This window comes from Embleya sp. NPDC050154 (assembly GCF_044460165.1).
GTDB lineage: Bacteria > Actinomycetota > Actinomycetes > Streptomycetales > Streptomycetaceae > Embleya.
This window is the reverse complement of record NZ_JBITJP010000023.1, coordinates 39,597-66,129: the sequence shown is the minus strand read 5'-3', so window position 1 is coordinate 66,129 and position 26,533 is coordinate 39,597. Positions and strand designations below refer to the sequence as shown.

At 70.0% G+C, this 26,533-nt stretch carries 17 protein-coding genes; 7 read left to right on the top strand and 10 right to left on the bottom strand.

Annotated elements, in window-relative coordinates; all coding sequences use genetic code 11:
* Positions 1-398 precede the first annotated feature (398 nt).
* The 6 genes from ACIBSV_RS37120 (at position 399) to cas6e (ending at position 8,504) form a co-directional block, all read left to right on the top strand.
* A complete protein-coding gene (locus ACIBSV_RS37120; protein ID WP_395871095.1) occupies positions 399-3,212 on the top strand; it encodes a CRISPR-associated endonuclease Cas3'' in 2,814 nt (937 codons plus the stop codon).
* Between the two features lie 164 nt (positions 3,213-3,376).
* Positions 3,377-5,011: a type I-E CRISPR-associated protein Cse1/CasA gene (gene casA, locus ACIBSV_RS37115; protein ID WP_395871093.1), complete on the top strand. Its 1,635-nt coding sequence runs from the start codon at positions 3,377-3,379 to the stop codon at positions 5,009-5,011.
* 29 nt (positions 5,012-5,040) lie between these two features.
* On the top strand, positions 5,041-5,703 hold the full coding sequence (casB, locus tag ACIBSV_RS37110; protein WP_395871091.1) for a type I-E CRISPR-associated protein Cse2/CasB: 663 nt from the start codon (positions 5,041-5,043) through the stop codon (positions 5,701-5,703).
* A gap of 37 nt (positions 5,704-5,740) precedes the next feature.
* Complete coding sequence (cas7e, locus tag ACIBSV_RS37105) at positions 5,741-6,937, top strand: type I-E CRISPR-associated protein Cas7/Cse4/CasC (protein ID WP_395871089.1); 1,197 nt, start codon at positions 5,741-5,743, stop codon at positions 6,935-6,937.
* Complete coding sequence (gene cas5e, locus ACIBSV_RS37100; protein ID WP_395871087.1) at positions 6,934-7,803, top strand: type I-E CRISPR-associated protein Cas5/CasD; 870 nt, start codon at positions 6,934-6,936, stop codon at positions 7,801-7,803. Before cas7e ends, cas5e begins: the two co-directional genes overlap by 4 nt.
* Positions 7,800-8,504, top strand: a complete 705-nt coding sequence (gene cas6e / locus ACIBSV_RS37095) for a type I-E CRISPR-associated protein Cas6/Cse3/CasE (protein ID WP_395871084.1) — start codon at positions 7,800-7,802, stop codon at positions 8,502-8,504. The genes cas5e and cas6e overlap by 4 nt, the downstream gene beginning before the upstream one ends.
* 931 nt (positions 8,505-9,435) lie before the next feature.
* Here the strand turns inward: cas6e and ACIBSV_RS37090 are convergent.
* Both ACIBSV_RS37090 and mobF read right to left on the bottom strand, forming a co-directional pair.
* A complete protein-coding gene (locus ACIBSV_RS37090) occupies positions 9,436-11,070 on the bottom strand; it encodes a hypothetical protein (RefSeq protein WP_395871082.1) in 1,635 nt (544 codons plus the stop codon).
* Positions 11,071-11,553: 483 nt separating this feature from the next.
* Positions 11,554-16,290 carry a MobF family relaxase gene (gene mobF, locus ACIBSV_RS37085; protein ID WP_395871080.1) on the bottom strand — a complete coding sequence of 1,579 codons (4,737 nt, stop codon included), beginning with the start codon at positions 16,288-16,290 and terminating at the stop codon, positions 11,554-11,556.
* Positions 16,291-16,730: 440 nt separating this feature from the next.
* Here mobF and ACIBSV_RS37080 point away from each other — a divergent pair, with 440 nt between their 5' ends.
* Positions 16,731-17,447 (top strand): hypothetical protein, encoded by a 717-nt coding sequence (locus ACIBSV_RS37080; RefSeq protein WP_395871078.1) that lies wholly within the window; start codon positions 16,731-16,733, stop codon positions 17,445-17,447.
* A 468-nt stretch (positions 17,448-17,915) separates the two neighbouring features.
* Here ACIBSV_RS37080 and ACIBSV_RS37075 read toward each other — a convergent pair whose 3' ends face one another.
* The 8 genes from ACIBSV_RS37075 to ACIBSV_RS37040 form a co-directional block, all read right to left on the bottom strand.
* On the bottom strand, positions 17,916-18,197 hold the full coding sequence (locus ACIBSV_RS37075) for a hypothetical protein (RefSeq protein WP_395871076.1): 282 nt from the start codon (positions 18,195-18,197) through the stop codon (positions 17,916-17,918).
* 534 nt (positions 18,198-18,731) lie between these two features.
* A complete protein-coding gene (locus tag ACIBSV_RS37070) occupies positions 18,732-19,049 on the bottom strand; it encodes a hypothetical protein (RefSeq protein ID WP_395871074.1) in 318 nt (105 codons plus the stop codon).
* Positions 19,050-19,488: 439 nt separating this feature from the next.
* Positions 19,489-20,325, bottom strand: coding sequence for an SDR family oxidoreductase (locus tag ACIBSV_RS37065; RefSeq protein WP_395871072.1), 837 nt, complete (start codon positions 20,323-20,325; stop codon positions 19,489-19,491).
* A gap of 210 nt (positions 20,326-20,535) precedes the next feature.
* Complete coding sequence (locus ACIBSV_RS37060) at positions 20,536-21,030, bottom strand: GNAT family N-acetyltransferase (RefSeq protein WP_395871070.1); 495 nt, start codon at positions 21,028-21,030, stop codon at positions 20,536-20,538.
* Positions 21,027-22,412, bottom strand: a complete 1,386-nt coding sequence (locus tag ACIBSV_RS37055; protein ID WP_395871068.1) for a UDP-glucose dehydrogenase family protein — start codon at positions 22,410-22,412, stop codon at positions 21,027-21,029. Before ACIBSV_RS37055 ends, ACIBSV_RS37060 begins: the two co-directional genes overlap by 4 nt.
* 116 nt (positions 22,413-22,528) lie before the next feature.
* Complete coding sequence (locus tag ACIBSV_RS37050) at positions 22,529-23,767, bottom strand: hypothetical protein (protein ID WP_395871066.1); 1,239 nt, start codon at positions 23,765-23,767, stop codon at positions 22,529-22,531.
* A 360-nt stretch (positions 23,768-24,127) separates the two neighbouring features.
* Positions 24,128-25,426, bottom strand: coding sequence for an aminotransferase class III-fold pyridoxal phosphate-dependent enzyme (locus tag ACIBSV_RS37045; protein ID WP_395871064.1), 1,299 nt, complete (start codon positions 25,424-25,426; stop codon positions 24,128-24,130).
* Positions 25,427-25,744: 318 nt separating this feature from the next.
* Positions 25,745-26,431: a hypothetical protein gene (locus ACIBSV_RS37040; protein ID WP_395871062.1), complete on the bottom strand. Its 687-nt coding sequence runs from the start codon at positions 26,429-26,431 to the stop codon at positions 25,745-25,747.
* Positions 26,432-26,533 lie beyond the last annotated feature (102 nt).

The following is a 26,533-nucleotide window of genomic DNA, read 5'->3' as shown; positions in this document are numbered from 1 at the left end:
GGACCCGTACGAACATCCGCCCTCGACCGCCGCGCTGGGCAACACACCCGCTCGTGCGCGCCGGCTTCCGGAAAAAGGATGGCCCGGACCGAAGTCCGGGCCGTGGGTCGGGACTACTGCCCTGACCACCACTTCATCACGATGCCCGCAAGCAGCTTGCCGACGAAGGAGCCGACGACCAGCTTGAGGAACCCGCTGCGACGGTTTTGGGACTCGTTCATGTAGACACCTCGGAGATCGGTGCCACGGGGCCGGCCGGACCCGCGGGGCGGTGTCACTAGCCGTGGGGACGCATCCCCTGCCATGTGGTGCCGGATCTCCTCGACCCACAGTCGACTGTACGCCAAGTACTCGCCGTTCGCCGCCGGTTGGCTCATGACGGCTGCTACAACACTCGCATGGAGATCACCACCGAATGTGGGGTCGGCGCCGAGAACAACCGCTGCCGCCACGGCAATCCCCGGTTCCTGGATGTCCGCCTGTGGGGCAAGGAGCAAGGGATGAAGCCCCCATACCCGGTGGTGTGCCACCTCGTCGACACCGGCGCTTACTTCGCGGCCTTGTGGGAGTCGGCTGTCGGCCCGCGCATGCATGCCCGGGTCGCTCGGGCCTTGGGGTTGTCGGAACTCGATGCCATGCGAGAACTGACCTTTTGGGCGGCGTTGCACGACTTGGGGAAGATTTCACCGTCGTACCAGCACTCCGTGCGGAAGGGTTACCCGGGGGGATTCGAGAAGGCATTCGTCAACTGTGGCTACCAGCACGGCACGGGCGGCACCGACAACCGCGCGGGTCCGCACGAGCGGATCACGCACTGGACCCTGCCCGGCATTCTCGAACAGTTGGGCTATCCGCCGGGCGATCCCGAGGGGCCGGTCGGCGATCGGGTCGGTCACGCCATCGGGCAGTTGCTTGGCGGGCACCACGGGGTCTTCCACCCGCGGATGGAGCGTCGGCAGTTGAGGCATCCGGCGACGTTCCTACCCCAGGCCGGGAAGGGCGAGTGGCCGGAGCAACGCCAGCACCACGTCCGCGTGTTGCGCACGCTGATCGCGCACGACGTCCCGGTACCGACCGGGACTCTCCCGGCCGAGCTCGCAGTCGTGGTGCTCGGCGCGGTGATGGTGGCGGACTGGATGGCCAGTGACAAGGAGTCGATCGACACGGTTCGGCGTCTCGAGGACGAAGAGTGCTGCTGCAGCAAGGTCCTTACCCAGCACTGGGAGCGTGCCTTGGAGGTGGCCCGGATCGGGGTCGAGCAGCGGGCTCTGGGGCGGTGCGGATTTGCCGCCCCGGCGAGGGAGAAGCTGTTGAGTGCGGCCGAGTTCCCGGACGACTCCGTGCACGGTCGGCTCGCGCGACAGCTGCTCACAGCGGCCGAGCCCACTGGTCCCGGCATGCTGCTGGTGAGTGCTCCGGCCGGACCGGCCCGCCGGCGGCTCGGGCTGGTCGCGGCTTCGCGGTTGGGTCGGGCGTCCGGGGCTCGGGGTATTGCTCTCGCCCTGCCGGAAGAGCTTCACCTCGATGAGGCGTCGGGAGAGTTGGCGTCGTTGGCGGGCCTGCTTTTGGAGGGCTCCGGTATGCTCACCCGTCTTCACCAAACGGCCTTCGACAGCGATCCCGAGTCGGCCTCCGAGGAGATCCCCGAACTCAGCTTCGACACTGCACAGGCCCGGGCCGTCGCACAGCAGTGGCTCACCCTGCGACGCCGCGGGCTACTGGCTCCCCTCGGGGTGGGCGCCCACGACCAATTCCTGCCGGCCGTCCTGCCCGTGCCGGACAACGCCGTACGGCTCTTCGCACTCAGCGAGAAGGTTCTCGTGGTGGACGACGTGCGTCCGCAAAAGCCCCGGCTGCATCAACTCCTGTGCCTGCTGGTGGAGTGGCTGGCGGCGCTCGGGGCATCCGTCGTGATGCTGACCGACACCCTGGCCGGAGCGAGTGCCCATCGCTTGGTGCAGGCCTATCAAAGGGGCGCGCGACTGGCTCGGGGGACGCGGAGCGGACAGGAGGGCGCGCGCTCGTCGGCGGAACTGCCACAGCCGGGATGGCTGCATGTCGACGGACAGGACGGCGCGGTCACCAAATTCGCGGTCGATCCTCCTGCGGACTCGGTTCTGCGCGTCTCCGTGTCCGAAGTCCACCCGTGGCCCGGCAGCGCAGACACGTACGTGGACTCCGTCATGCGCGAAGTCGGGGACAGCGGCTCGACCCTCGTGTGCTGCAGCAGTGAGGAGGAAGCCCAGCGGACCTTCCGTGCGCTCGAACATCTGCATCGCCGGCGCGCAATGCCCCGCGAGCTTCGGCTGCTGCACTCGCGCTTCCCCCGATATCGGGTCCGCGAACTGGTGGCGGAGTGCACAGCAGCGCACCAGGACCCGGCGCAAGACAATTCGGTGCTCGTTACCACCGCTTCCTTCGCCGAACATCTCCCCTTCCGCTTCGAGTGGGTCGTCACACCTGTGGTCCCGCTGCCCTCGCTGCTGGCCCGTGCCTCCCGCGGTCGGCATCTACTGCTCCTGGGAAGCCAGGAACAGGCCGATTCGCCGATGGACCGAGCGCTGAGGCAGCGCACGATCCGGACGCTCCGTTCCCACGGTTCGGAACTCCTTCTCCCCGATCACGTCGAGCGGTTGATCCGCCAGGTGTACGACTCGGACAGTTACCTGGCCACCCTCGACGACGTGTCGGCTGTGCGGCAGCGCCGACTGGACACCGAGGCCCACGGCCACGAGACCAGGCTGCTGCACGACGCCAGGCTCACCGGCATCCCGAGCCCGGCGGACGTTCACGACGATCTGTATGCGCTGACCCGGGCCGAGCGCGGTCTCACCGAGGCGCACCTCGCGGCCACGATGGGGTTCGAGCAGGCGTATGTTCTGTGCGTCCACCTCCGGGACAAGACCGCCTACCTGGATCCCGAGGGGAAGGAAAAGGTGCCGTTCGTCGGGACCGAGAAACGTAGTCCGGCCGTGGCCGCTCTGGCCCAACATACGATCTCGGTTCCGCCGCACTGGGCGCCCAAGGGCGGAATCTCGGCGCAGATCGGCCGCGATCGATTCGACAACATCAAGTACAACCACTGGAAGAAGCGGACATGGCTGAACCACGTATACCCCGTGGTGGTCAGCGGAGCCAGCGATACCTATACCGGACTCCTCGGGAGCATGCGGCTCGAACTCACCAGGACCGGCCTGGTCAGACTCGGTTGATTCCCCGAAACGGGCCGCGCTGCGAGCCGTGACCGCCTACGATCGCCGACAATCCACGGCTACGGAAGGTGCCCTCGACAACACCATTGGTGCGCGCCCTTCCGACGGGACGGACGTGTCGTGCGGCCCTGCGGGACAGGAACGAACAGGAGATTGGGAGAACTGTGGAAGCGCCACAGGCGATGAATCTCTTCGACGAGCCGTGGATCCCCGTGCGCTGGCTCCCCGGCCACGACGGCCCCGAGTCCGTCGGTTTCCGGGGGCTTCTGGAGCGTTGCCAGCACATCGAAGCCCTGGATGTCCCGCTTGCCGCCGCCCAGTCGGCGCTCCTGCGGGTGCTGTACGCGCTCACCGCGCGGGTCACCAAGCTCGACCAGGAGCGGCGGCACCACGAGGATCAAGGCAACCAGGACCAAGACGACCGGGATCAGGACGACCGGGATCGGAACGGCGACTGGATGCACCGGCGCGCGCACATCCTGAAGGACTGCGCGCTGCCGCAGAACGGCATCGACAAGTATGTCTCCCGGTGGCACGAGCGATTCTTTCTCTTCGACGACGCCACCGGCCGTCCGTGGCTGCAGGACTCGCGTCTGGCGGACGAGTGCACCGAGTCGACCGGCGTGAACAAGCTGGTGATGACCCGGCCTTCGGGCAACAACCACTCCTGGTTCGGCCACGTTCGCGACAGCGCCCCGCACCCGCCTTCCGCGGCCACGGCAGTGCCGTACCTGCTGATGTGGCACTACTACGGCGCTCCCGGCAAGTGCACCGCCCGCGCACTCCACGGGGAGCGGATCTCCGAGGCCAAGCGCGGACCGCTGTTCAGCTCGCTCTCCTACCACCCGGAAGGGGAATCGTTACTGGTCACCCTGCTCGCCGGGCTCGTGCGACCGGGGACAGAGGTGCGGCGTGAGGAAGATCCGTGCCCCTGGGAGCGGGACGAGCCGACGGACCCGGCGGGCGCTCCGCCGGTGCCGGTCGGCCCCTGCGGCTGGTGGACGGACACCTCGCGGCATGCTCTCCTACTCCAGCCCGATGCTCGCCGAGAGCGCGTCACGGACGCCCGCATCACCTGGGCGTACCGCCTTCCCGGAGCCTTCGACGACCCGTACCTCATCTGGGAACGCAGGCTCGACAAGAACAAGCCGGGGGAGGAGATTCGCACCGCCCGGCGGGCCAAGGCGAACCGAGCCCTGTGGAGGGACCTGGACGGTCTGCTGCTGCACCGGCCGCCGGAGGCCGAGGGCGAGGAGACCACGCTGGAGCCACCGAAGGTATTCGCGACGGCGGTAGAGCTCACCGAGCAACTGCGCGTCCGGGCACTCGGCTTCGACCAGAACAAGGCCAAGAACACCCAGTTCGTCAGCGGCCTCACCTCCGCGACTGTTGGTCACCTGTCCGATCGGCACGCCAACGCTCAGGTCGCGGTCGGTCGACTGCGCAGGCTCGGCGAACGCTACGGAGAGAACCTCACCGAAGCGGTACGCAAGGCCTGGGCGCTGTACACCAGGGGCGATCCCAAGCACGCAGGCAAGCTCGTTCCACAGGCCGAGGCCCTGTACTGGCCCGCCGCCGAACGCGAGTTCTGGATTCGCTTCGACCACCTCGATCGCACCGGCACGGACGATGACGGCGGCTTGGACATCCGTGCCGCGCGCGACGCCTTTCTGGGACTGGCCCGGGAGGCCTATGCGCGCACGACCGAGCCACTCACCCGCACCGTCCGCGGCAACCAAGCCGTGCTCGACGCCCGTGGCCTGCTGTGGATGACGCGCCCCGAGCGCAAGAACAAGTAGTCACCACCACGCCGATCGGAAGGTGCCCCATGACAGAGGTCCGCGATACCGCCGCACGGGCGCGCCGCACCGAACACCTGAGTTTCGTACAGGAGATCCGGCGGTTGTGTGCCGACAACCCCGGGGTACACGCGCGCCTGCGCCGCGGCGTGGGCAAGGACATCGACCAGGTGACCGGGATGCATGAGTTCATCGCGCACTGGCTGCCGGACAAGCGGAACCGGGAGCGGGACCGGGCCTATTACGCGATCGCCGCGCTCATCGCCGACCAGCCCCGCCACGTTGTCCGCGACCGGCCGGCGGATGACACGGAGGTGGAGCAGCCGATCGATACCTACGGCCCCAGCTTCGGCCACACCCTCGCCGAGGCCGTCCTCAACGCTCCCGCACAAGAACGCTCACGTCGGCGCGACAGCACCCGCAGGCGCCTGGACCTCCTCGTCCGCCAGAGCCCCACCGGGCTGCACCGCTACCTCCCCCCGGCCACCCGCCTCCTGCGCCAGTACGAGGCCGAACCCGACTGGGCCCAGTTGCTGAACGACTTGACCCGCTGGCCCTGGCACGCGGCCGACATCGGAACCCGCTGGCAGCAGGACTACTTCCGCGCCCTCCACCGTGACGAGTGGAAGACGAAGGACAAAACCGACGTCGCCCAGGCCGTGCCTCAGCCCGGATCTTCGTCCACCGCCTGACCGCCCTCCTCGCACACCACTCCAAAAGGAGTCCTCCGTGCCGACCGCGCACCTGCCCGCCTGCTTCGTGGATGTACACGTCCTGCAGAGCGTCCCCGTCTCCACGCTCAACCGCGACGACCTCAACGCCGTCAAGACGGTGGACTACGGCGGCGTGCGACGCACCCGCGTCAGCAGCCAGTCCTGGAAGAGGGCGCTGCGGCAGGAGTTCCAGAAGGAGATCGGCCAGTTCGCCACCCGAACTCGGCGGATCGGCAGAGCCGTTGCCGAGGTCCTCGAAGAGAAGCACGGCTGGGATCAGCAGGGAGCACGTCTGGCCGGCGCTCACATCGTGGCGGCCTCCGGCATCAAGTTCGGCATCGAGGGGAAGCCGGACCAGGAGGATTACGAGGCTGTCACCAACGGACTCGTGTACCTGTCCTCCGAGTCGATCGAAGAACTCGCCGACCTCGCCGCCGAACACCCCGACAAGATCAAGAAAAAGAAGATCGAAAAGGCGTCCGACAAGTCGCCGCTCCCCGCAGCCGACGTGCAAGAGATCATCCGTCGGGGCAACGCGGTCATCCATACCTTCGGCCGCATGCTCACCGAAGTCGACGACGCGGACGTCGACGGCGCGGTCCAGGTCGCGCATGCCTTCACCACCCACCGCAGCGATGTCCAGGTCGACTACTTCACCGCCGTCGACGACCTGAACGCGGCATGGGGCGAGACCGGGAGCGGCCACCTCAACGAGGCCGAGTTCTCCGCCGGCACCTTCTACCGCTTCGCCACCATCGACGTGCGCGAACTCGTCACCAACATGGGCAAGGTCCACACCTCCTCCGACGGTCCCCGGGACGTCTCCGAGGACGCCCGCAACATCGCCGGGGCCTTCCTCTCCTCCTTCATCCGCTCCCTGCCGCAGGCGAAGAAGAACTCCACCGCCCCGCACACCGCACCGGACCTCGTCCACATCAGCGTCCGCAGCGACCGCCCGCTGTCCTTCGCCGCCGCCTTCGAGACCCCCGTGCGCTCCGCGCAGGGCGGCGGACACGGCACCGCCTCCCGCGACCAGCTCGTCGAGTACGCACAGACCGCCACCACGCTCATGGGCACCGACCGCATCCTCGCCGCCCACTGGGCCGGCACCGGTCGGGAGATCGAAGGACTGGGGCCCCGCCTCGACACGTTCGACTCACTGGTCGAGGCCGGTGTGGCGGCCGCGTTCGCCCCGCTGGAGGGCGGCGCGTGACCGCACCACAGCCGCCACAACCGCTCCGGCCGCTCCAGTCGCCACAGCCGCCACAGGAGCCCGGGCTGCTGCTGCGCCTCGCCGCGCCGCTGCAATCCTGGGGAGAGCGCAGCCACTTCACCGAAGAGCGTGACACCGCGGCCTTCCCCACCAAGTCCGGTGTGCTCGGCCTGCTGTCCTGCGCGCTCGGCCGACATCGAGGGCAAGCCAACGACGACCTGCGACGACTGAAACTCACCGTGCGCATCGACCGCCCCGGTTACGTGCTGCGCGACCTGCACACCGTCGGCGGTGGCCTCGCCCCGAAAGACACCGTGCAGACGGCCAAGGGCGGCACCCGCGGCGCCAACACGTCCACCGTGTACGGCCACCGGCTCTACCTCGCCGACGCCGCCTTCGTCTGCGCGCTCAGCGGCCAGGAGGAGGGGGTTCTCGACCGCTGCGCCGAGGCACTGGCCACGCCGCGCTGGCCCCTGTACCTGGGCCGTCGCGGCTGCCCACCCGAGGGCCCGGTCCTGCTCGACCGCAGCTCCGACGTCCTCGGCAGCCTCCTTCGACTCCCTTTGCCCGCGCAGGCTCCGGCTCCCGTGGTGACGCTGCTCGCCGACCGCCCCCTCGGCTGGCTCCCACGCCATCCCGAAGATCCCGACGACGGCACTCGCCCCGCCTCCGACGTCCAGGACGAACCGGTCGAGACGGCCCTGCAGCGGCGCACCTTCCGCACCCGCCGGCTCTACCGAGGTTCCTGGCGTCCACCCGAGCACCTGTACACCGGCGAACTCGGCAACAACTACCTCAAAGCCCTCGCCGCCCATCTCCACGCCGCCGCCGTGCCCTCGCCCCACAGTCCGGAGGCCGCCGTATGACCACCTGGCTCGCCCGCCTCACTCTCGACACTTCCCGGACCGACGTACGCAAGGAACTGCGCGACGCCGTCGCCATGCACCGGCGCGTGATGTCCCTCTTCCCGGACCTGCCCGAAATCGAAGGGGCACGAAGCCACTTCGGTGTACTGCACCGGGTCGAGCAGGCCGAGCAGGCCGATCAGGCCGATCAGGCCGATCAGGCCGAGCGACAGGTCGTACTCATGGTCCAGAGCAATACAAGAGTCGCTCCCGAGCGGCTTCCGGAGGGATACGTGGTCGACTCGGCTTCTCGTAACATCGAACCGCTCCTGGACGCCTTCGCCCACGGCCGCCGCCTGTCCTACCGCTGCGATGCCAACCCCGTCCGCCGCCCCGGCCACACCACGCGGGAGGTATACAAGAACCTGCCTCCCATCGTTGCCCTCCACGGCCGCCACGCCGACGACTGGTGGCACCGCCGGGCGGGGCTCGCCGGTCTCAAGATTCACACCCACCTCTCCCACCCGCTGGACGCCGCTGTCGGCCGCTGCGGCAAGGGTGGTGGCGCCCAGAAGGTGCGCCACCACCGGGTCCGCTTCGAGGGCACCGCGGAAATCGTCGATCCTGACGCGCTGCGGGCCGCAGTGATCGGTGGCATCGGAAAGGGGCGGGCATACGGGTGCGGGCTGCTGACGATTGCGCCCCTACGGCCGACAGAGTAGACACCAGCGGCTGCCCTTCCGCGCCGTGCCCCACGACGTGCTTGTCGGTGTGCCGCAGGAGGATGTCCGCCCAATGAGCGTGGTGGTAGTTGGGGACCGGGCTCCCGCCCCTCCGGAGCGCCTCACACGCCTCGCAGTCCTGCGGGAACCTCGGTCATCACCCGATTGTGATCGCAACGGGCGCACGGCGTCCCCGAGGGGCCTGCCGGCCCCGCCCAGGTGGAGAGCACAGCCCGACCCGGTTCGTCGCCCCGTGCCGCGATCCCCTGCAGCCGGCGCGCTATACGGCCCGCCTTGTTGGCGAACTCGCCGATGAGGTCGCGGAGATGGTCACGCACCTGCGCACCCGCGACCTCTAAGGTCCGGGCCCCGGGCCCGCTGGGGCGCGGCTCTTCCGCAGTGGTGCTGTGGACTTGAGCGTATGTCAGTCGCGGTAGGGCTCGCGGTAGAGGTCGGCATGGACTTCGTCGTGGATTTCGACGCGGGCTCGGCGTACTTCGGGGCCGGCTGTGTAGTGCTGGGTGCGGGCGTGGCCGACTGGGGTGAGCGGTCCACGAGCCACCCTCCCTCTGAAGCGCCGCCTCGGTCGGCTCACCCCAACTCGCGTGGGGACTTTGCTTGCTGGCCTGGGGGTTCTTGAGGGCTTTGCTGATTCGTGATGTTGATTGGGTCATTGCGGCAAGGTTTCTTCTTGGTTCGGCTTCAGTCGAAGGAGCCTTCAAGCAGGGGAGTTATTACACAGTTTGTGTGATCGCAGCGCTGTTCGGATGTTGCGTTGGGTCGGTTTGATCGTCTGTCGAATGGTGTTGTCGAAGGCAGTCTGAGCGTGATTGGGCGGGCCCGTCGGCGGTCTCGGGAGCAAGCTCAAGCATAGGAGTCGTGCCTCTGGGTGGTGCGTCGGTGAGGTGGGGTGGCCAGGGTGGGAGAGCCCTCAGGTGTGGCGTTGTAGGAACGTGAGTATGTCGCTGCGGGCGGGGCCGGGGGGCCAGGTTTGTGTCTCTCGTTGGATGGCGTTGATTTCGGTGGGGGTGGCGTTTGATCGCCAGGCGGTGTCGAGGTCGCGGCGTAGGAGGGTGGCGCGTTGGGTGACGTGGTGCTCGTGTTGGTGTCGCTGCGCGGCTTTTCTGCGGATGTGGTCGACGTCGGTGCCGCGGATGTGGCTTTGGTGGGTCGGGTGCCGGTTCGGGTCGCCGACTTCGCGGGTGGTGGTGATGTGTACTCGGCGTAGTACGTCGGGTCGGAGTCGGTGTACGTGTTCGAGGTCGGCGTGTACTCGGGCGGCCACGTCGTCCGGGTGCTCCCACGCGGTGGCGGGTTCGCGGGTTTCGGCGAGGAGTTGGGGGCGGGTGGTCGGATCGTGGGCGGCGCATCGCCACCACACGGTGTCGCCGTGGGGTGGGTGGATCGGGCCGATCGCGAGAGTGGGGATCGGGTCCGTGAGCGGTGGTTGATTCGGTGGTCGCGTTTCGAGGCCCGTGTATTGGCGGACGCGGCCTCGGAGGTGTCGGAGGGTGGTCGCGGCGTATGCGCTGCCGAAGGTGGCCCATCGGGATGTGGTCGCCCACGCGTGGGCGATGTCGTCGGGAGTGGCTCGTGTCCACCATGTGTGGTGCCACACGGCTCGCATGAGGACGCGGTCGGCTCGGTAGGTGTCGCGAAACCGTTGGCAGTGCTGCTCATTGGCGAGGTCGGGTACGACGGCGCGGGCGAGGTGGGCTCGGGCGATCAGCGGGCCGAGTGTGTGTGCGGTGAGCTGTGGGCGGGCGGGGCGAGCGGACGAGGCGGTGTACGGGAGTGGCGGGTTCGTCAGGTGGGCCAAGTCGCGCAGTGCCCGCGCCGTGTGTTCGGCGTGAACACGTACCTCGTGCAGGTGGGCGCGGGTCGCCGAACTCTGCGGGCGGGCGGCGAGGGTTCGGGCGTGATGGGCGAGGGTCAGGCAAGCTTCGCCCCGTTCCTCGATCCGTTCGGCGATCGCGGCGGCGTCCGCGCCGTTGAGGCTCTCACTCACTGCCTCGAACTCGGATTCGAACTCGGGCTCGGACTCGAACGACACGCCTTCCTGCGCCACTGACCACGCCTGGTCGAGTGCGGCGAAGGAGACGTCGCCCCATCTCGGGATGACCTCCGCGCCGGCTCTCCACGCCGCATAGGCCGCGTCCAGTCCGCTGCGGATTTCCCGTACCGCCGCCCGGGCCCGGGCAAGGGCCTGAGCGGGGGAGTGGGCAAGGGAGCGGGCAAGGGTCCGGTCGCCGCAAGCCTCGTTCGAAGCCACGTCTCCGGCCGCGCGTTCGTGGCGGGCGAACCGTCGTAGTTCTGTTGCCCGTTCCCCGGCGCGTTCGCGCACCGCGTTCAGTGCCCGCCGCGCCTCCGGATGGGCGAGGGGCAGCGTCACGCGTGCCGCCGTTTCCAGGTCGGCGTAGCGTCGGGCCAGCCGTTCGGCGTCGACGTCTTGGCGTAGTGCCACGCGCAGGGCGTGCCAGCTTCGGTTCAGCGCGCGGGCCGCGGCGTCGGTCTCCGGGACTCGGCCGTGTGGGTGGTCGGTCCACGCCTCCCACGCGAGGTCCACGCGTTCGTGTCCGCGCGAGGGGCCGACAAAGGAACGCAGGGAACGGTCGATGAGGGAGCCGTGAGTGGGCGGAGTTCGGGCATCGTCGACGGGCGGGTGGATCGCGCCGATGGGATTGTCCTTTCGACGGGGTGGTTCGCGCATGGGTCGTCGCGGGGGTAGGTGCGCCGCCGCCGTGGCGCGTGACCGATCGGCGGGGGACGTCCATCGGCTGATTCCATGCGGTCCAACCCCCCGCGTGGCCTCGCTTACGCCGACCGACCACGCCACCAGGTGGTCGGCGAGTCCATCGACCGCGATCGACCGCGTTCGAGCGACCCGCTTCTCCCGGCCGCGACGGTTCAGCGGGAAACGCCCGTCGGCCGACTCAACGCCGGACAACCCCACCCCCGTGGCCTGGCATACGCCGACCGACCACGCCACCAGGTGGTCGACGCGTCCATCGACCGCGTTCGACCGACCCGCTTCCCCAGCCTCGACGGTTCAGCGGGCGAGCTCGGGCCCGATCGCCGACCCTGTCGGCCCGTGGCTCGGTGCGCTGCTGACGCTCCTGCTCGTGGTGGAGCGCGGCTGCGGCCCCGAAGTCCCGGCGGCGTCGAGCGCGCGTGCAATGCCGGCGAGCCGGCCGCCTCCGTCGCCGCCGACGCGCGCCCGCAGTTGTCCGTACAGCGCGTCCAGTTCGGCACGAGCCTCACGGGCCCGTACGCCCTGCTGCTCCGCGTCCGCGCGCACGGCCAGCCCGGCAGCGCGGTCGACGGCCACGGCCGCCTCGTGGTGGAGTTCGCGGGTTTGGGTCAGGTAGGTGTGTTGGGCGCGTACGGCGTCCCATTCGTGTTCTGATCCCGCCGCGTGGCGGGCTCGGAGGAGTGCCTCGCCCAGGCGGTCGATTCGGGTCTGGCCTGCCCGCACGCGTTCCTGGTCGACGCCGTCGAGCGTGTGGGCCGTCCCGGCGGCGACGACCGCCGCGCCGTGGCGGTCCCGGGCGGTGCGCAGCGCCTTCTCCAGTAGGGCGACGCGTTCGATGGCGTCCACGCGTTCGCCCAGTTCGGCGGAGTTGGCGTGCAGGCCGCGGATGGCGGGGCCCTGTCCGGCGTCGGCGTTGGCGAGAATGGCGTCGGCCCGGGCGTGCAGTTTGGTGGCCCGATTCCTCCGGGCGACGTGCAGCTTCCTGGCCCGGTCGATGGCGCGAGCCAGCGCGGTGTTGTCCAGAGCAGCCAAATCGCGTCCCGGACCGGGGGCCACGGTAACGGCCGACCGGCCGGCGGCATCCTGGCCGCGGTGCGCGGCGAGGATGCCGGCGACCTTGTCGCGGGCCAGCGTCCTGAGGACGGATTCGCCCTCGACGGCCTCGTCGAGCGGCAGCGGCCCGCGTACGTCGAACGTCTCCCGATAGGCGGCGACGGCGGCGGCCGTACGCAGCCAGCGCTCACGGTCCGCGCCGTCCCGGGGGAGCGCCCCGAGCGCCACGGCCCAAACCTGGTCCGCACCCGTACCGGCGACATTGGCACCGGCAACCAGCGGACCGGTGACCGCGGCCACCGCCAAATGCGCCGCCCGAGCCTCGATTCGCTCGAAAGTCGCCCGCGCGTACGCGATGACCTCGACCGCGTCCTGATCACGCGCCGACTCCGCCCGCGGCGGGATGGGCAACCACGGCATCGCGCCCGACCGCGGCGACTTCTCCTCGCCGAACAGCCGCTGCTCCATCCGCCAGGCGAGCAACTGGGCCGGACTGTTGACCTTGCCGAACTCCTCGACCACCTCGCTCGGCGTCACGGCGCGGTCGTCGGTGAGGGCGCGGATCAGCATCTCGTGGGCATCGCGGTCGCGGGTTCCCGCGAGGGTGACGTAGTGGGCGAGGGCGGGCCAGGCCTCGTCGTCGAGGATCTGCTCGACGAGTACGGCGGGCAGCACCTCGCGGACGACGCCTACCGCCCGCTCCTGGTCCTCGTCGTCGAGCCGGTGGGAGACGAGGCCGTGCGCGTACCGGTAGCGCGGGGTCAGCGTGGCCAGCGAGGAACGGGCGGTGAGCGCGGCGGAGATGTCGTCGTGCGCGGCGTTCTCGGTGGTGCCCCGGGCGATCACGGCGGTCAGGGCCTGGCGGACGGTGCGGCGTTGCCCGGCCGGGACGTGGCCGTCGAGGTCGAGGCCCTCGTCGACGACGACGTACAGGTGATTGGCGGCGGATCCGCGCGTCGCCATCACGTACAGGTTCTCGCGGCCGAGATCCGCGCTGACCAGCGCGCGGGCGATGTCGACGGTCATGCCCTGCGCGCGGTGGGTGGTGGTGGCGTAGGCGAGTTCGACGCTGCTGCCCACGTAGGCGGGCGGCAGGGTGATCGTCCCGCCGTGTTCGGTGTGGCGTACGGTCAGCGATCCGTCGCCGTCGCGACCGGTCACCTCCCAGACGTCGCCGTTCTTGACCCAGTCGCGGCCGGCGAACAGCGCCATGGTGCGTTCGTTGCGGCGGGTGACCACCCGGTCCCCGACACCGGCGCGGCTGCCGTTGGCCAGCAGGACGCCGCCGCTCTCGACCTCGCCGGTGAGGACGCGGTCCGCACGGGCGCGGGCGGAGAGTTCACCGGCGAGGGCGTTCGTGGACGCGATCATCAAGGAGACGCGGCCGGCGGCGGTGTCGGCGTGCCAGTCCCGGTACACCCGGTCGGTCATCGACTGCAGCGAGCCGTCGTGGACCCGGTCGTGGCGAAGGTACTCCTCGACGACGGTGACGTCGCCGTCGCGTAGCCGCAGCGAGGCGTCGACCTCCCACGTGCGCGGGGTGCCGTCCGGTTCGCGAAAGCGCCAGACGCTGGTGAGTTCGGCGCCGGTGGCGTGCCGCTGGAGATGGCGCAGGACGCCACCGGACTCGACCGCCGCGAGTTGTTGCGGGTCTCCGATCAGGCGCACGATGCCGCCGGCGGCGACGTGCGCGCGGGTGATGGCGTCCAGCGCGAGGGTGCCGGCCATGCCGGCCTCGTCGATCAGGACGAGGGTGCGCGGGTGGGGCGTGACGCTGCCCTCGCGCAGGCGCGCGGCCCACCGGTGGGTGTTCTCGGTGGTCGCGATCCCCGCGGTGTCGGCGAGTACGCGGGCCGCGCGGGCGGAGGGGGCGAGTCCGACCACGGTCCAGCCGTCGAGCTCGGCGGCGCGGACCAGGACGCGCAGGGTGGTGGTCTTGCCGGTTCCGGCCGGGCCGATCAGCGACGTCAACCAGGTCCCGCTGTGCGCGAGATGGCGGACCGCCGCCTGCTGGTCGGGGGCCAGGGTGTGGCCGTGTTCGCGCTCCGACTCGACCAGGGCCGCGTCGACCGCGGCGCGCGAGAGCGTGGGCGCCCCGTGCGCGCGGGCGTGGGCGAGGAGTCGGCGCTCGGCGTCGAGAATCGCGGTGCTGGTGTAGCGGGTCGAGGCGTGCGCCTGGAAGACGCCGACCCCGTCCGCGCGGCGCAGGGCGGCGGGTTCGGCGACGAGCGAGACCGGGGTGATCCGCACGATGCGGTTGCCGGCGCCACGGTCGAGAACGTGGCCGTCGGCGGTGGCCACACCCACGATCCGGGACACGGTCGCGGCGCGATCGGCGGGGGAGGCGAACGCCGTGTCGCGGGTGACCCGCTGCGCCTCCGCCTCCAGGTTCCGCACCGTCCACGTGGCCCGATGGCGCTGCACGCCCGCCACGGTCGCCGCAGCCCAGGCCGCGTACTGCTCCGCGTCGATCCGGTCGGCGCTCAGCGTGCCGGCGGTCCGCGTCAGACCGGCGAGGAACGTCGCGTACCCCGGGCCGAGGACGCGCTCGGCGATCTCCCGCCAGCGACCGGCCTCGTCGGCCGCCGTGCTGCCCATCTCCTTGCGCGGGCGGTTGTTCAACGTCGCCTGCTGCAACAGTTCGTACTCCTCGTCGCGGCGCGGCTCACGACCGTGAACCTCGCGGAACGACCGGTACATGGCGGCGAACTCGGCCTTGACCTGAGCCCGACGCGACGAGAAGGCCTCGTTGAGCTCGCCCGGTATCTCGACGAGTTCGCGGATCGCGCGACTGCCGTGCTCGACCTGATCGGCGCGTATCCCGCTCTTCCAGCCCAGGCGCTGCGTGACACCGTCCAGGACGGTCGAGTTGTACTGCTCGCTCAGGGCCACCTTGGCCGCGTACAGCGCACGCCCGTCGAGCGAGCGCCACCGCCCGTCGGGCCCGAGGGTCTTGGTCGAGACAATGACGTGGGTGTGCAGATCGGGGTCTCCGGCGCGGGAGGTGCGGTGGACGAACGCCACCGCGGCGACACCGTCCGCCTTGACCTGCGCCGCGCCGCCGGCACCCACCCGGGTGAACGCGACGTCGCTCTCCAGCCGTTCGAGGACCGCCCGCACCGCCTCGTTGTGCGCCTCCTCGAGGGCGAGCCGCGTGGCGTCGTCACCGGTGACCACGGCCAGGGCCCACGCGGTGGAGATGCTCTTGGGCGGCGAGAACACGAGATCGAACCCGGTCACCGCCTGGCGTTCGCCACGAACGTCCTCCTCGCGCAGGATCTCGGCCTCGGCCTGCGCGAGTTCGGCCTCGGTGGCCTGGGGATGGGCGGCCTTGTGCTTCTGGAAGCGGGTTTGGGCGCGTTCGGCGACACTGCGATGGACGGGAAAGGCACGACCGAGCTGAAGCCCGTCGGTTGCGGCGACCAGGTCGGCGGGAGCCGTACGGGTGAGAACGTCGGCCAAGACCCGCTCGTCGGCGTCACCCTTCACCAGACGGTGCGCGAGCCGCGCGACGCGCCGGGCGTCGGCGCTCTTCTCCTCGTCACGGATACGGTTGCGCAGCGCCGTACGCGCCGCGCCCGTGACGTCGACGCCCTCGACGGCCATCCGTTCGTTGACACGGCCGGCGACGTCCGCACCGGGCAACACGCGCTCCACCACCGAAGGATGCCGCCCCAACGCCCGCGCGAGAGCCTCGACATCCACACTCGGGCCGAGCGTGCCGGCGAGGGAGCGAGCGAACTCCCAAAGCAGCATCGGGTGTCGCCCGAGCCCGAACAGATTCCGTATCTGCTCCCGGTTCGCCTCCGTGCCGGCAACCCCCAGCACCTCGGCGAGCGCACCGGTCCACGTCCCTGGCGGATTGTCGGTGGCGGCGTAATAGGCGACAAGGTCCTGCCCGAGCCCACGCCCCTCGTCGGCGACACTCACCGAATCGACGAGGTACTCCCACCCACCCGGCCCGAGCTTGTGCAACGTCATCACGGCGCGACCACCCCCCGCGCGCCGCGACTTCGCGCCTGGTCCATCCCCCGAGCCGTCATGCCCGGATGCTAGGCAGCGCCGACGCCCGCCCACCAACGGCCGCGAGGCGAGCAGAACCAGGGCAAGGCGCCGAACGGTATCGGGCAAGGGAGCACGCGCAGGGGCGATACCACGGGCAAGGCGGGGAGCGTCGGAGCTTCCCGGGTCCACCCCACCTGCGTGGGGACTTCCTCCACGACCGTGATCGGCGGACCGGGATCGCGGCTCACCCCTGCGCGTGGGGACTTCGCCACGAGCTGCGGGCCTCGCCGCTGCGAGCGGACGCACCGCGGCCCCTTGGGGGTTGTCCATCTCGGCCGCTTCTTCGCTGTACTCAGGCGGTGGGTTGAGTAGCAGCGCGGATGCCGGGGGAGTGGCGGCCGGAGGAGGGTTGCCGCATGGGTTCTCGGGTGGTGGCCATCGGGCTGAAGGTGTTGCTGGGCGGGCTGTTGACGCTTGCTGTCGTGTTCGACGAGTGGGCGCGGTTCGCCGACAAGGCGATGGGGATGCGGGCCGTGCTCTATCCGGTCGCGGTGATGGCGCTGCCGATCTGGTGGCTTGCGCGGCGCCGGAAGGCGTTTCCGTGGGATGTGGACGCGCTGATCACCCTGCCGTTCGTGGTGGACGTCGCCGGGAACGCGGCCGATCTGTACGACCGGGTCGCCTGGTTCGACGACGCGTGCCACTTCGGCAACTGGGCCGTGCTCGGGACGGCGTGCGCGGTGTCGCTGCGGCGGTGGAGCAGGTTGCCGGGGTGGGCGGTCACCTGGTGCTGCGCGGGCGCCGGGGCGATTGCGGCGATCCTGTGGGAGTTCTTCGAGTACGGGGCGTTCGTTCTCGACACGCCCGAGTCGGTGTCGATCTACCGGGACACCATGGGGGATCTGCTGCTCGGTCTGCTCGGGGCGACCGTCGCCGCGGCCATCGCCGGCCGGCGGATGCGGCCGCGGGTCGGGGAGGCGGTGACGGACTCGTCGACCCGGAGCGCCGGCAGCACCACGAGCACGTCCTGTACGGCGTCCTCGTCCGCGGGGTCAGGCGAGCACGTCGTCCGGGGCGAGGTCGGGGCACAGTCGATGCCAGGACGGGTGTCCGCTGGAGTCCGGCGCGGGTGATGGTGGCACAGGCGACCTCGCCGACCAGGCGCGGCAGCCAGTGGGCGCCGGGGACGGCGGGTCGTGGGTAGAGCGGGCAGTCCTTGGTGGCGACGACGCGCAGCAGTTCGGCCAGGGTCGCGCGCCGCCGCCACTCCTGGGCGGTCGACGGCACGCGGTCGACGGCGGTCGGTGCCTCGATCAGCTCGCGGCGGACGACGTCCCGGGTCAGGGTCCGCACGTCGGTCCGGTCGATCACCTCCTGGACCACGCGTGGGTCGGGCACTGCGGCGCCCAGCTCGGCTACGTGCCGGCGGAGTTCGTAGGCCCGCCGCCTGCGGGTCCGGCCGCAGTAGCGGGAACGGGTCCCGCTGGCCCGATACCGGACGGGCAACCTGCACATCGCGCATTCGTCACAGCATCAGAACCGTTGGACGCGATGCGATGGAGCGCTGGACCGGAGGGCCGGTGATATGGCCTGACGGTTCGTCAGGATGTGAGGGCCTGCATCTCGCCGGCTCGGATGTCGCCCACGGTGGTGGTGCGGGTCGCCTCCAGCAGGCCGGTCTGGCCTCCGCCGGCCCAGGTGACGGTCCAGTGGGTGGCGGCCGAGACCGTGTACACCCCGGGTCGGGTGTAGGTGTGTCCGCAGTCCGGGCTGGGCTGTGCGCCTCGGGCGGGGGTGTAGGGGGTTCCGGGCCTGGTGCAGGTGACGGTGGCGCCGTCGCCCATCGTCCAGGTGATCCGGTCCACCACGGCCGTCGCGGTCACGGACAGACCGGGAACGGCGGCGGTCGCAGTGGCGGGTCCCCAGGTGGCGGGGGGCGTCGATCCACAACCAGGTCGGCAACCCGACGAGACCGGTCTTACCGGGCCCGGGAGTCAGGTGCAGCACCGGTGCGTCGAGAGGGATCTCGGCCGCCGCGCGGGCCCCCAGTTCCCCAGGGGTGGGCGGAGCCGCAGGCTCTCCGGGTGGGGTGGGGTCCACGTGCCGACCCGGACACTGCTGCCCCTGCACGACGGTCACGGCCCCGGGGCACTCGGTGTCGGTCGGGTCCAACGGATCGACCGGCGCCGGGGCCGAGGCCGAGTTGGTCCCAGCCGGGACAGTGCCGCCAGTTCCGCCAGTGCCGGGTTTGGCTCCCGGTTTGTCGCCGGACCGAGCGGTGACCACGACCTCGCCGAGGCTGTTCAGGCTCGTATCGACGTGATCGTCGTTGTCCTTGTCCCCGTTCCCGGCTGCGGCGGGCACAGCGAATGCCATCACCAGCACGGGTACGACCACCACCCCGGAGATCACGCGGCTCAACATGTCCGATCCTGCCGGGCGTTCACGTCAGCCACCCGCCACCCTGCCGCGTCACGCGTGACGGTGACCGCCGTGATGAACCGAGGCGACTGGGTCGCGATCTCCGCCGGTGTGCCGTCCCGGTTGACCGCCCGCCGCCGGCTGACGTCCACACAGTCCTCCAGCATCACCTGGAGCACCGACGCGGTCAGGGACACGACCGTAATCTGCGTCGACCGGGTTGTGGGTCCCTGGATGGTGATCCCATCCTTGGCGGTGCTCGACGCCAACTGTCGAATCAGCGCGGCGGCCCGTCCGGTCGCGATCCGATCCAACGACGCATCATCCAACCGAGTCCCGCTCGCGATCGTGTTCTGGTAATCCGTGAACCGCCCCTACACCTCCAGGGTGTTGGCTCGCGCGACTTCCTCGGGGTTCGGCGTCGCCGGGGCCTGGTTGGACGGCGGTGGCGGGGTCGATGGCGGCGAGCCTTGTCGTCGTCTCCGCCGCTGCATCCCACTGCGAACAGCAGCGCGGATAGCGTGGCTATGGCCGTACTGCGTCCCAGGAGTCCCCCTCGGTCGGTGATCACACACCGTACCGAGAAGGTTCCACACCGCCTACGGTCGTGACCGGTCGAGCCGGCCTTGGTCGTGCCCGTCACGGCACCCTCCCCATGGACACTCGGAGAGTGCACTAGGTGTGAGGCCTGGTGCACTTGATCGGGTTGTGTGGAGGTGTGGGGGTCGAGGGTGTCTTGCGCTGGTGTGCGGGTTAGGAGTTGGTGGGTTGTTGGCAGAACTGTCGGGCGCCGCGGAGTGTGGTGGTCAGTTTTTGTTGCGTGGTTCGGCTGTCGAGGCGTACATCGAGGGCGCCGGGGAGTGTGCTGTGGGCACGTAGGCCTCGGGGCAGTCGGGTGGGGTCGAGGCCGTCGCGTTGGGCGATGAGGGTTCCGAGTTCGTGGCGGCTGAGCGCGTCGGGGCCGGCGAGGTGGTGGATGCCGTGTGTGTCGAGTGTGGCGAGTTCGAGGAGGGCTGTGGCGAGGTCGGTGACGTGTACTGGGCAGCGGATGTCGTCGGTGAACAGGGCGCCGTCGCGTGTGCCGGCGGCGAGTTCGTGGACGGTCTGTTCGTGGGTGGAGCGTCCGTGGCCGATGATCAGGGATGTGCGGGCGATGATGGCGTTGGGGTGTACGGCGAGGACACCGGTTTCCGCGGCTGCTTTCGCTGCTCCGTAGGGGGTGATGGGGTCGGGGGTGCTGGTTTCGTCGTAGTGGATCCGGGCGCCGGAGAAGATCGCGTCGCTGGAGACGTGGAGCAGGCGGCTTCCGCGTTTGGCTGTGGCGATGGCGAGGTGGACGGGGCCCTCTGCGGTGACGGCCCAGGCGGCCTTGGCGCTGGTTGCGTTCACGACAAGGCGTGGGTTCACCTGCGTCATGATGGCGTCGAGGCGTGCCGTGTCTGTCAGGTCCAGGAAGTACCACGCGGTTTGGGAGGTTTCATCGGGTTTGTTCGCATGGTATGTCGCGGCGGTGGTGTGTCCGGCAGTTCGTGCCTGCCGGATCAGCTCGGTGCCCAGGAATCCGCTGCCGCCGATGATCAGAAGTGTCATGTGCGCACGGTAGAGGGGCTTCGGTGGGCGCCGGCGGAGTCGGGTCTGTTTTCCGGGTCGTTGTGTGGGGTTGGCGCGTGGTCCGGGTTCGCCGTGCCGGATTCGCCGGGGGACGGTCACCCGGGTTCGGGTGACCGTCCCGCCTGTCGGTGTGCCTGTTCGGGCGGTGGCCGCCGGGGCCGATGGTCTGGGTGAGGGCGGCCGGGCGGTTCACTTGCGGGTCTGGTCGTTCCTTTCGGGCTGTCGGGTCCGAGGTTTCCAGTCGTAGCGGATGTCCGGTTCTTGTTCCTCGTTGAGCTGCCCGTCGGTTCGTCCGGTCTCGGTGAATCCGTGGCGTTCGTAGAACCGGCGCGCCGGTTCGTTGATCTGGAAGGTACGCAGTGTCAGGCCGTGTGGCCGTTGCTGTTTGGCCAGGGTCATGAACCGGTCGCCGAGGCCTCGTCCGCGCCATGCCGGGTCGAGGTAGAGCTGTTTCAGTTCTGTGTCTTTGAGCACCATGAGTCCCACTACGGTGTTGTGGGAGAGCGCCACCCAGGTCTCCTGGTGCGGTATGAGCACGTGTGAGAACCAGGCCTGTACGTCGGCTTCGTCGTGCACGCGGCGTACGGACGGCAGTGCTGTGGTGAAGGAGCGCAGCCACACGTCGGCTGCGGGGAGCGCGTCGGCGCTGTCCGCGCGGCGGAGGACGATGTCGTCGTCGTTCACGGTGTGAGACCTCCGTGTGCGATGGGGTTGTCTTGCGGCCCTGTTGGGGGGTTCGGTTCGGTTTTCGCGGGACGTCCGATCTGGTGGATGGTCCAGCCCGCCGTGCGCCAGGGTTCGGGGTCGAGGGTGGTGCGGCAGTCGACGAGCAGGGGGTTCGCGGGGCGGTCCGCGAGGGTTCGGGGGTCGGCCTGGAGGTATTGGGGCCAGTCGGTGGCCAGGACAACGAGGTCGGCGTTGTCGAGGGAGGCGGGCAGGTCGTCGGTGTAGTCGAGTTCGGGGTTGTGGGCCATGGCCGTGGGGACGGCTTGGGGGTCGTGGACGGTGACGGTGGCGCCGTTGCGTCGGAGGGCGAGGGCGAGGGCGAGGGCTGGGGATTCGCGGGTGTCGTTGGTGCCGGGTTTGAACGCGGCGCCCCACACGGTGATGTGGGAGCCGCGGATGGGGTGTTCGCCCAGGGCGTGGGTGATGAGGTCCAGGGCGACGTGGGTGCGGGTTTCGTTGATCTTCTCGGCGGCGCGCAGGAGCGCGGCGGCGTGTGGGGTGCCGAGTTCCCGGGCGGAGGCGGTGAAAGCGCGGACGTCCTTGGGGAGGCAGCCGCCGCCGTAGCCGATCCCGGGCCTCATGCCGGCGCTGCCGATGCGGGGGTCGATGCCGAGGATGTCCACGATTTGGGAGACGTCGGCGCCGGCGGCCTGGCACATGTCGGCGACGGCGTTGATGTAGCAGATCTTCAGGGCGAGGTACGTGTTCGCGGCGCCCTTGGCGAGTTCGGCGGTCTGGGGGTCGGTGACGAACAGGGGGGTGCCGGCGGCGAGGATGGGAGCGTAGAGGGTGCGGATCGTATTCTCGGCCCGGGTGGTGGTGAGGCCGACGATGAGGCGGTCGGGGTGCAGGGTGTCGTCGACGGCGTGTCCCTCGCGGAGGAACTCGGGGTTCCATATGACGTCGACGTGTTCGCCTGCGGGGGCCAGGTGATGGGTGAGGGTGGTGAGGCGGCGGGTGGTGCCGACGGTGACGGTGGACTTCCCGACGACGGTGCAGGGTCGTTGGAGGAGGGGGGCGAGTCGGCGGATGGCGTCGAGGACCTGGCCGGTGTCGTAGGTACGGCCGTCGGTGTGGAGAGGGGTGCCGACGGCGATGAAGTGGAGGTCGGCGAAGGCCGCGGCCTCGCGGATGTCGGTGGTGAATCGCAGGCGTCCGCCGGTGGTGTGGCGGGCGATCAGTTCGGGAAGTCCGGTTTCGTGGATGGGGCATTCGCCGGCGTTGAGGCGGTCGATCCTGGCCTGGTCGACGTCGACGCCGATGACTTGGTGGCCGATTTCGGCCATGGCGGCGGCGTGGGGGATGCCGAGGTGGCCGCAGCCGATTACGGAGACGCGCATGTCGGGTCCTTGTCTGGTCGGGGAGTTTGGTGCTCGGGTTCGTGAGGTGGTCCGGGGGCGCACCGGGCAGGGTGCGCCCCCGGACGTGGTGGGCGGGGCGGGGCGCCCCGCTCGGCTCAGATGTTCAGGTCGAGGAGTTCGACGAGGTTGAGCAGGGCGGGGATGGCTGCGGAGCGGACGACGATGTCGCCGTCGCGGGCGCCCTCGATGGGATAGGGCTTGTAGACGCCGTTCTCCGTGACGCCCTCGGTGTCGAGATAGACGATCTGGAGGCCGCGGGCGCGGGCGCGTTCCTGGACGCGGCGCCGGTCGGCGTGCAGACCGATCACGAGCAGGGCGCGGGCGTTTTCGGGGAACTCCATGTGCGGGGTGTGCTGGTCGTAGCGGCGCATGAACGCCTCGGGCAGTCCGGCGCGGGCGAAGATGCGGTCGAAGTTGTGGGTGGCGATCGGGCCGACCAGGTGTCCGGCGTCGTGGAGGGCCTTGAGGGCACGGTGGGCGTCGGTCGGTTCGGCTTCGACCACGGAGCGGAACATCGAGACCATGTCGTTGATCTTGCGGGCCGTGTCGGTGAGGACCTCCTTGATCAGGATGTCGGTGGTGGGGTCGAGGGTGAAGGCGAAGCCCTGAGTGAGGTCGTTGCCGGTGCGGGTGGTGACCCGGTAGACCTCGTGGAGCCAGTGCAGGGGCGGGATGCCGGCCTCGATGCTGGTTCCGCATCCGGCCTCGACGACGAACGGCAGGTACTCCAGCAGGCCGGACAGGTCGTCGGCGTAGGTGGGGTTGCCGCGCTGGTCCTTGACGCGCATTCCGCCGGCGAGCACATCCCACGGGAGGTTTCGCGAGGCTCGGGTGAGGGTGTAGTCCGCGGAGGTGATGGTGACGTCGATCGAGGTGAAGCCCTCGGGGGTGTCCCGGTCGGCGCGTTCGTCCTGCGGGTGGACGGTGTATTCGGTGACGGTGGCCTGGAGGTCGCCGCGGCGCCAGGTGTCGTTGCCAGCGGACTTCCAGCGGCCGTCGCCGAGCCACTCGTTCAGGTCGCGGCGGTGTGCGGCGATCTCGGCGGCGGGCGCGAGCCAGGACGCGTACAGGTAGAGCTCCTCGAGGACGAGGCGCTCCGTCGGCTGGGTCAGGTCGATGCCGTAGTGGAGGCGGTAGTGGACGACGCGGCGGCGCCCGGACTCGTCCTCGGTCCAGCCGGACTGTTCGGCGTTGGCCGGCTCCTGGGTGCGGCGCCAGATGCCTTCCTCGATGGCCGGGCGACGCTGTCCGCCGGCCTCGGGGGAGAAGTGCGCTTCCCAGGTGGCGACCTGCCGGGGGGTCAGGGAGTGTATGACGGGGTGGGGCAGGAACATGTCGGTTCTCCTCGGTTCGGTGCGTTGCCCGCTCGGGCTTGACGCCGTGTGGTCTGTTTTCTGGTGCCGGAGGGTCGATCACCTTGGTGTGGTGGTCTTTCGGGGTATGCGGAAAACCCCTTTTCCGGCTCGGGCCGACCGGCGGGCGCCGGGCGAGGGCCGTGAAATCGCTTGCGATTTCGCGGAACCGCCCGGGGTCTGCCAGGCTCGAGAGCCGGAAAAGGGGCTTTTCGCGTGCCCGACCTTTGATTTCTTTCTTTTATGGATGTGGCCGGTCGCCGGCACCCTGGGGGGTGTCGGCGACCGGCCGTGTGGAAGGTGTGTTGGTCGTGTGGGCGGCGGTGTCGCCGGTGGTGGGGTCTAGCGGTTGGGGTCGAGGGTGGCCGCGGCGCGGTGGAGTGCCTCGGTGAGGAAGTCGATGTCCTCGTCCGCGGAGTTCAGCGGCGGGGCGACGACCAGGCCCTCGCTGCGGGGGTCGCTGGCTCCGGTGAACGGGTAGAAGAGCACGTCGTTCTTCTCGGCCTCGCGCATGAGGGGCCAGAGGACGCCGGGTTCGAGCTCGACTCCGTAGAAGTGGCCGAGGCCCCGGACGTCACGCACGAGGGGCAGGTCGGTGAGGGCGCGCAGGCTCGTTCCGAGGCGTTGCCCGCGTGCGCGGAAGGCGTCGAGGTCCATGGATTCCAGCTCGTCCAGGACGCCGAGACAGATCGCCGCCTGGAGGGGCTGGGCGGCCATGGTGCCCATGGCGGGCAGGGGGTCGGCGGTGGGGTGATGGAGCAGGGGTGCGAGGTCGGGGGACACGAGCACCGCGCCGACGGCGGTGTAGCCGGCTCCGAGTCCCTTGGAGAGGATGCACAGGTCCGGTGCGGCGTCGTCCCAGTGGTGGCCGGCCAGGGGGGTGCCGGTGCGCCAGAGTCCGGTGAGGACTTCGTCGTGGATGACGAGCACGTTCCTTTCCCGGCAGATCCGCGACAGGCGGGAGAGGTAGCCGTCGGGCGGCACGTGGGCGCCGCCGGTGGTGCCGTTGACGGGTTCCAGGAGGACGGCGGCGACGTTCTCGGCGCCCCTGGCGTCGATCACCCGCGCCACCTCGTCGGCACACGAGGCGTCGCAGGGGCGTTCGGGGTGGTTGTGGGCGGGCGGGTAGGGCGCCGGGAAGGCGGGGCCGAGGCCGAGGGCGTCCTCCGGGCGCGGGCGCCTGGCGTGGTTGCCGGCGAGTCCGAGGGTGAGGGCGCTCATTCCGTGGTAGCTGAGGTTGGACGTCAGGATGTCCCCGCGTCGCTTTCCGTCGCGGACGCGAGTGATGGTCCGGGCGAGCTTGACGGCGATCTCCACGGCGAGGGTGCCGCAGGTGACCAGCGCAACGGAGTCCCGGGGGCGTCCGACGGCGTGGCACAGGCGTTCCGTGAGTTCCATTTGGGTGTTGGGCCGTACGACGGCGGGGCCGCCGAAGGAGGTGCGGAGGCACTGCGCGTTGATGCGGGCGAGGACCTTGCGGCTGTTGTGGCCGACGTTGACGCAGATGAGTCCGCTGGATCCGTCGAGGATCCGTCGGCCCTCGGCGAGGTGGAGCCAGGATCCGTCCGCGGTGACGACGTCGAGGTCGGGCATGGGCCTGGATGACGTCAGCAGTCGGTCGCGGGGGGTGTTCCGGTTCATGGGTGGTGTTCCCTTCCTGTGGTGCCGGAGGGTCGATCACCTTGGTGTGGTGGTCTTTCGGGGTATGCGGAAAACCCCTTTTCCGGCTCGGGCCGACCGGCGGGCGCCGGGCGAGGGCCGTGAAATCGCTTGCGATTTCGCGGAACCGCCCGGGGTCTGCCAGGCTCGAGAGCCGGAAAAGGGGCTTTTCGCGTGCCCGACCTTTGATTTCTTTCTTTTATGGATGTGGCCGGTCGCCGGCACCCTGGGGGGTGTCGGCGACCGGCCGTGTGGAAGGTGTGTTTTCTGTTGTGGGTGCCGGCCCGCAGAGGCGGTCGCTCACTCCGGGGCGGGGTCGGTCGTGTCCCGGGGGCGGTGTTTCCTGTTGGGGTGCTTGCGGTGAGGGCCGGCGGCGGTGCGGGTGTCTGCGTAGGTCCAGATGTCGGCGCGGCGGTACCGGCGGCGGAGGCGGCCGCTGGGGAGTTGCTCCTCCTCGACCGGCCGGGGCCAGCCGCGGGGCATGCGCTCGGGGTGGTGGGCGATGCTGACGGGTGTGACGCCGAGGACGCGGGCGGCCTCCGCCAGGGTCAGCAGGTCGTCGGGGTTGCCGCTGCGATCGGCGTGAATCTCGCGTCGTTGGGTGCGTCTCTTGTGTTCGGCGTACCAGGCCTCCCAGCGGTCGGAGTCCCAGTACATGACGCGGTCGAGCGTCTTGACGGGCGTCGGGTGTCCGTTGTCCTCCCGCAGTGCCCACAGGCGTTCGAGGGTGCTGCGGGCGAGACCGTGACGTTCCTCGAGGCCGGCGCGGGTGATCAGGCCGTCCGTGTCCTGTCGTTCCCGGTACCAGCGGTCCCATTCGGCCGCGTCCCAGACCAGTTCGCGACCGTGGCCGGTGGTGCCGGCCGCCTCCGGGTGGCCGGTCCGTCGGCGGTTGCGGTACCACTCCTCCAGGGGGGACAGCGCCATGCCGTATCTATCCATCAGGTCCCGGCGTGTGTAGACCTCGCGGCCGTCGAGTGTTGTCATGACCGTCCTCTCGATCCGTGGCCTGACGGGCGACCCGGGATGGGCAATTCATTGTCTAGGATGCGGATATCGCCTCTCGGAATGGGCTTGTCGATTGTGCCC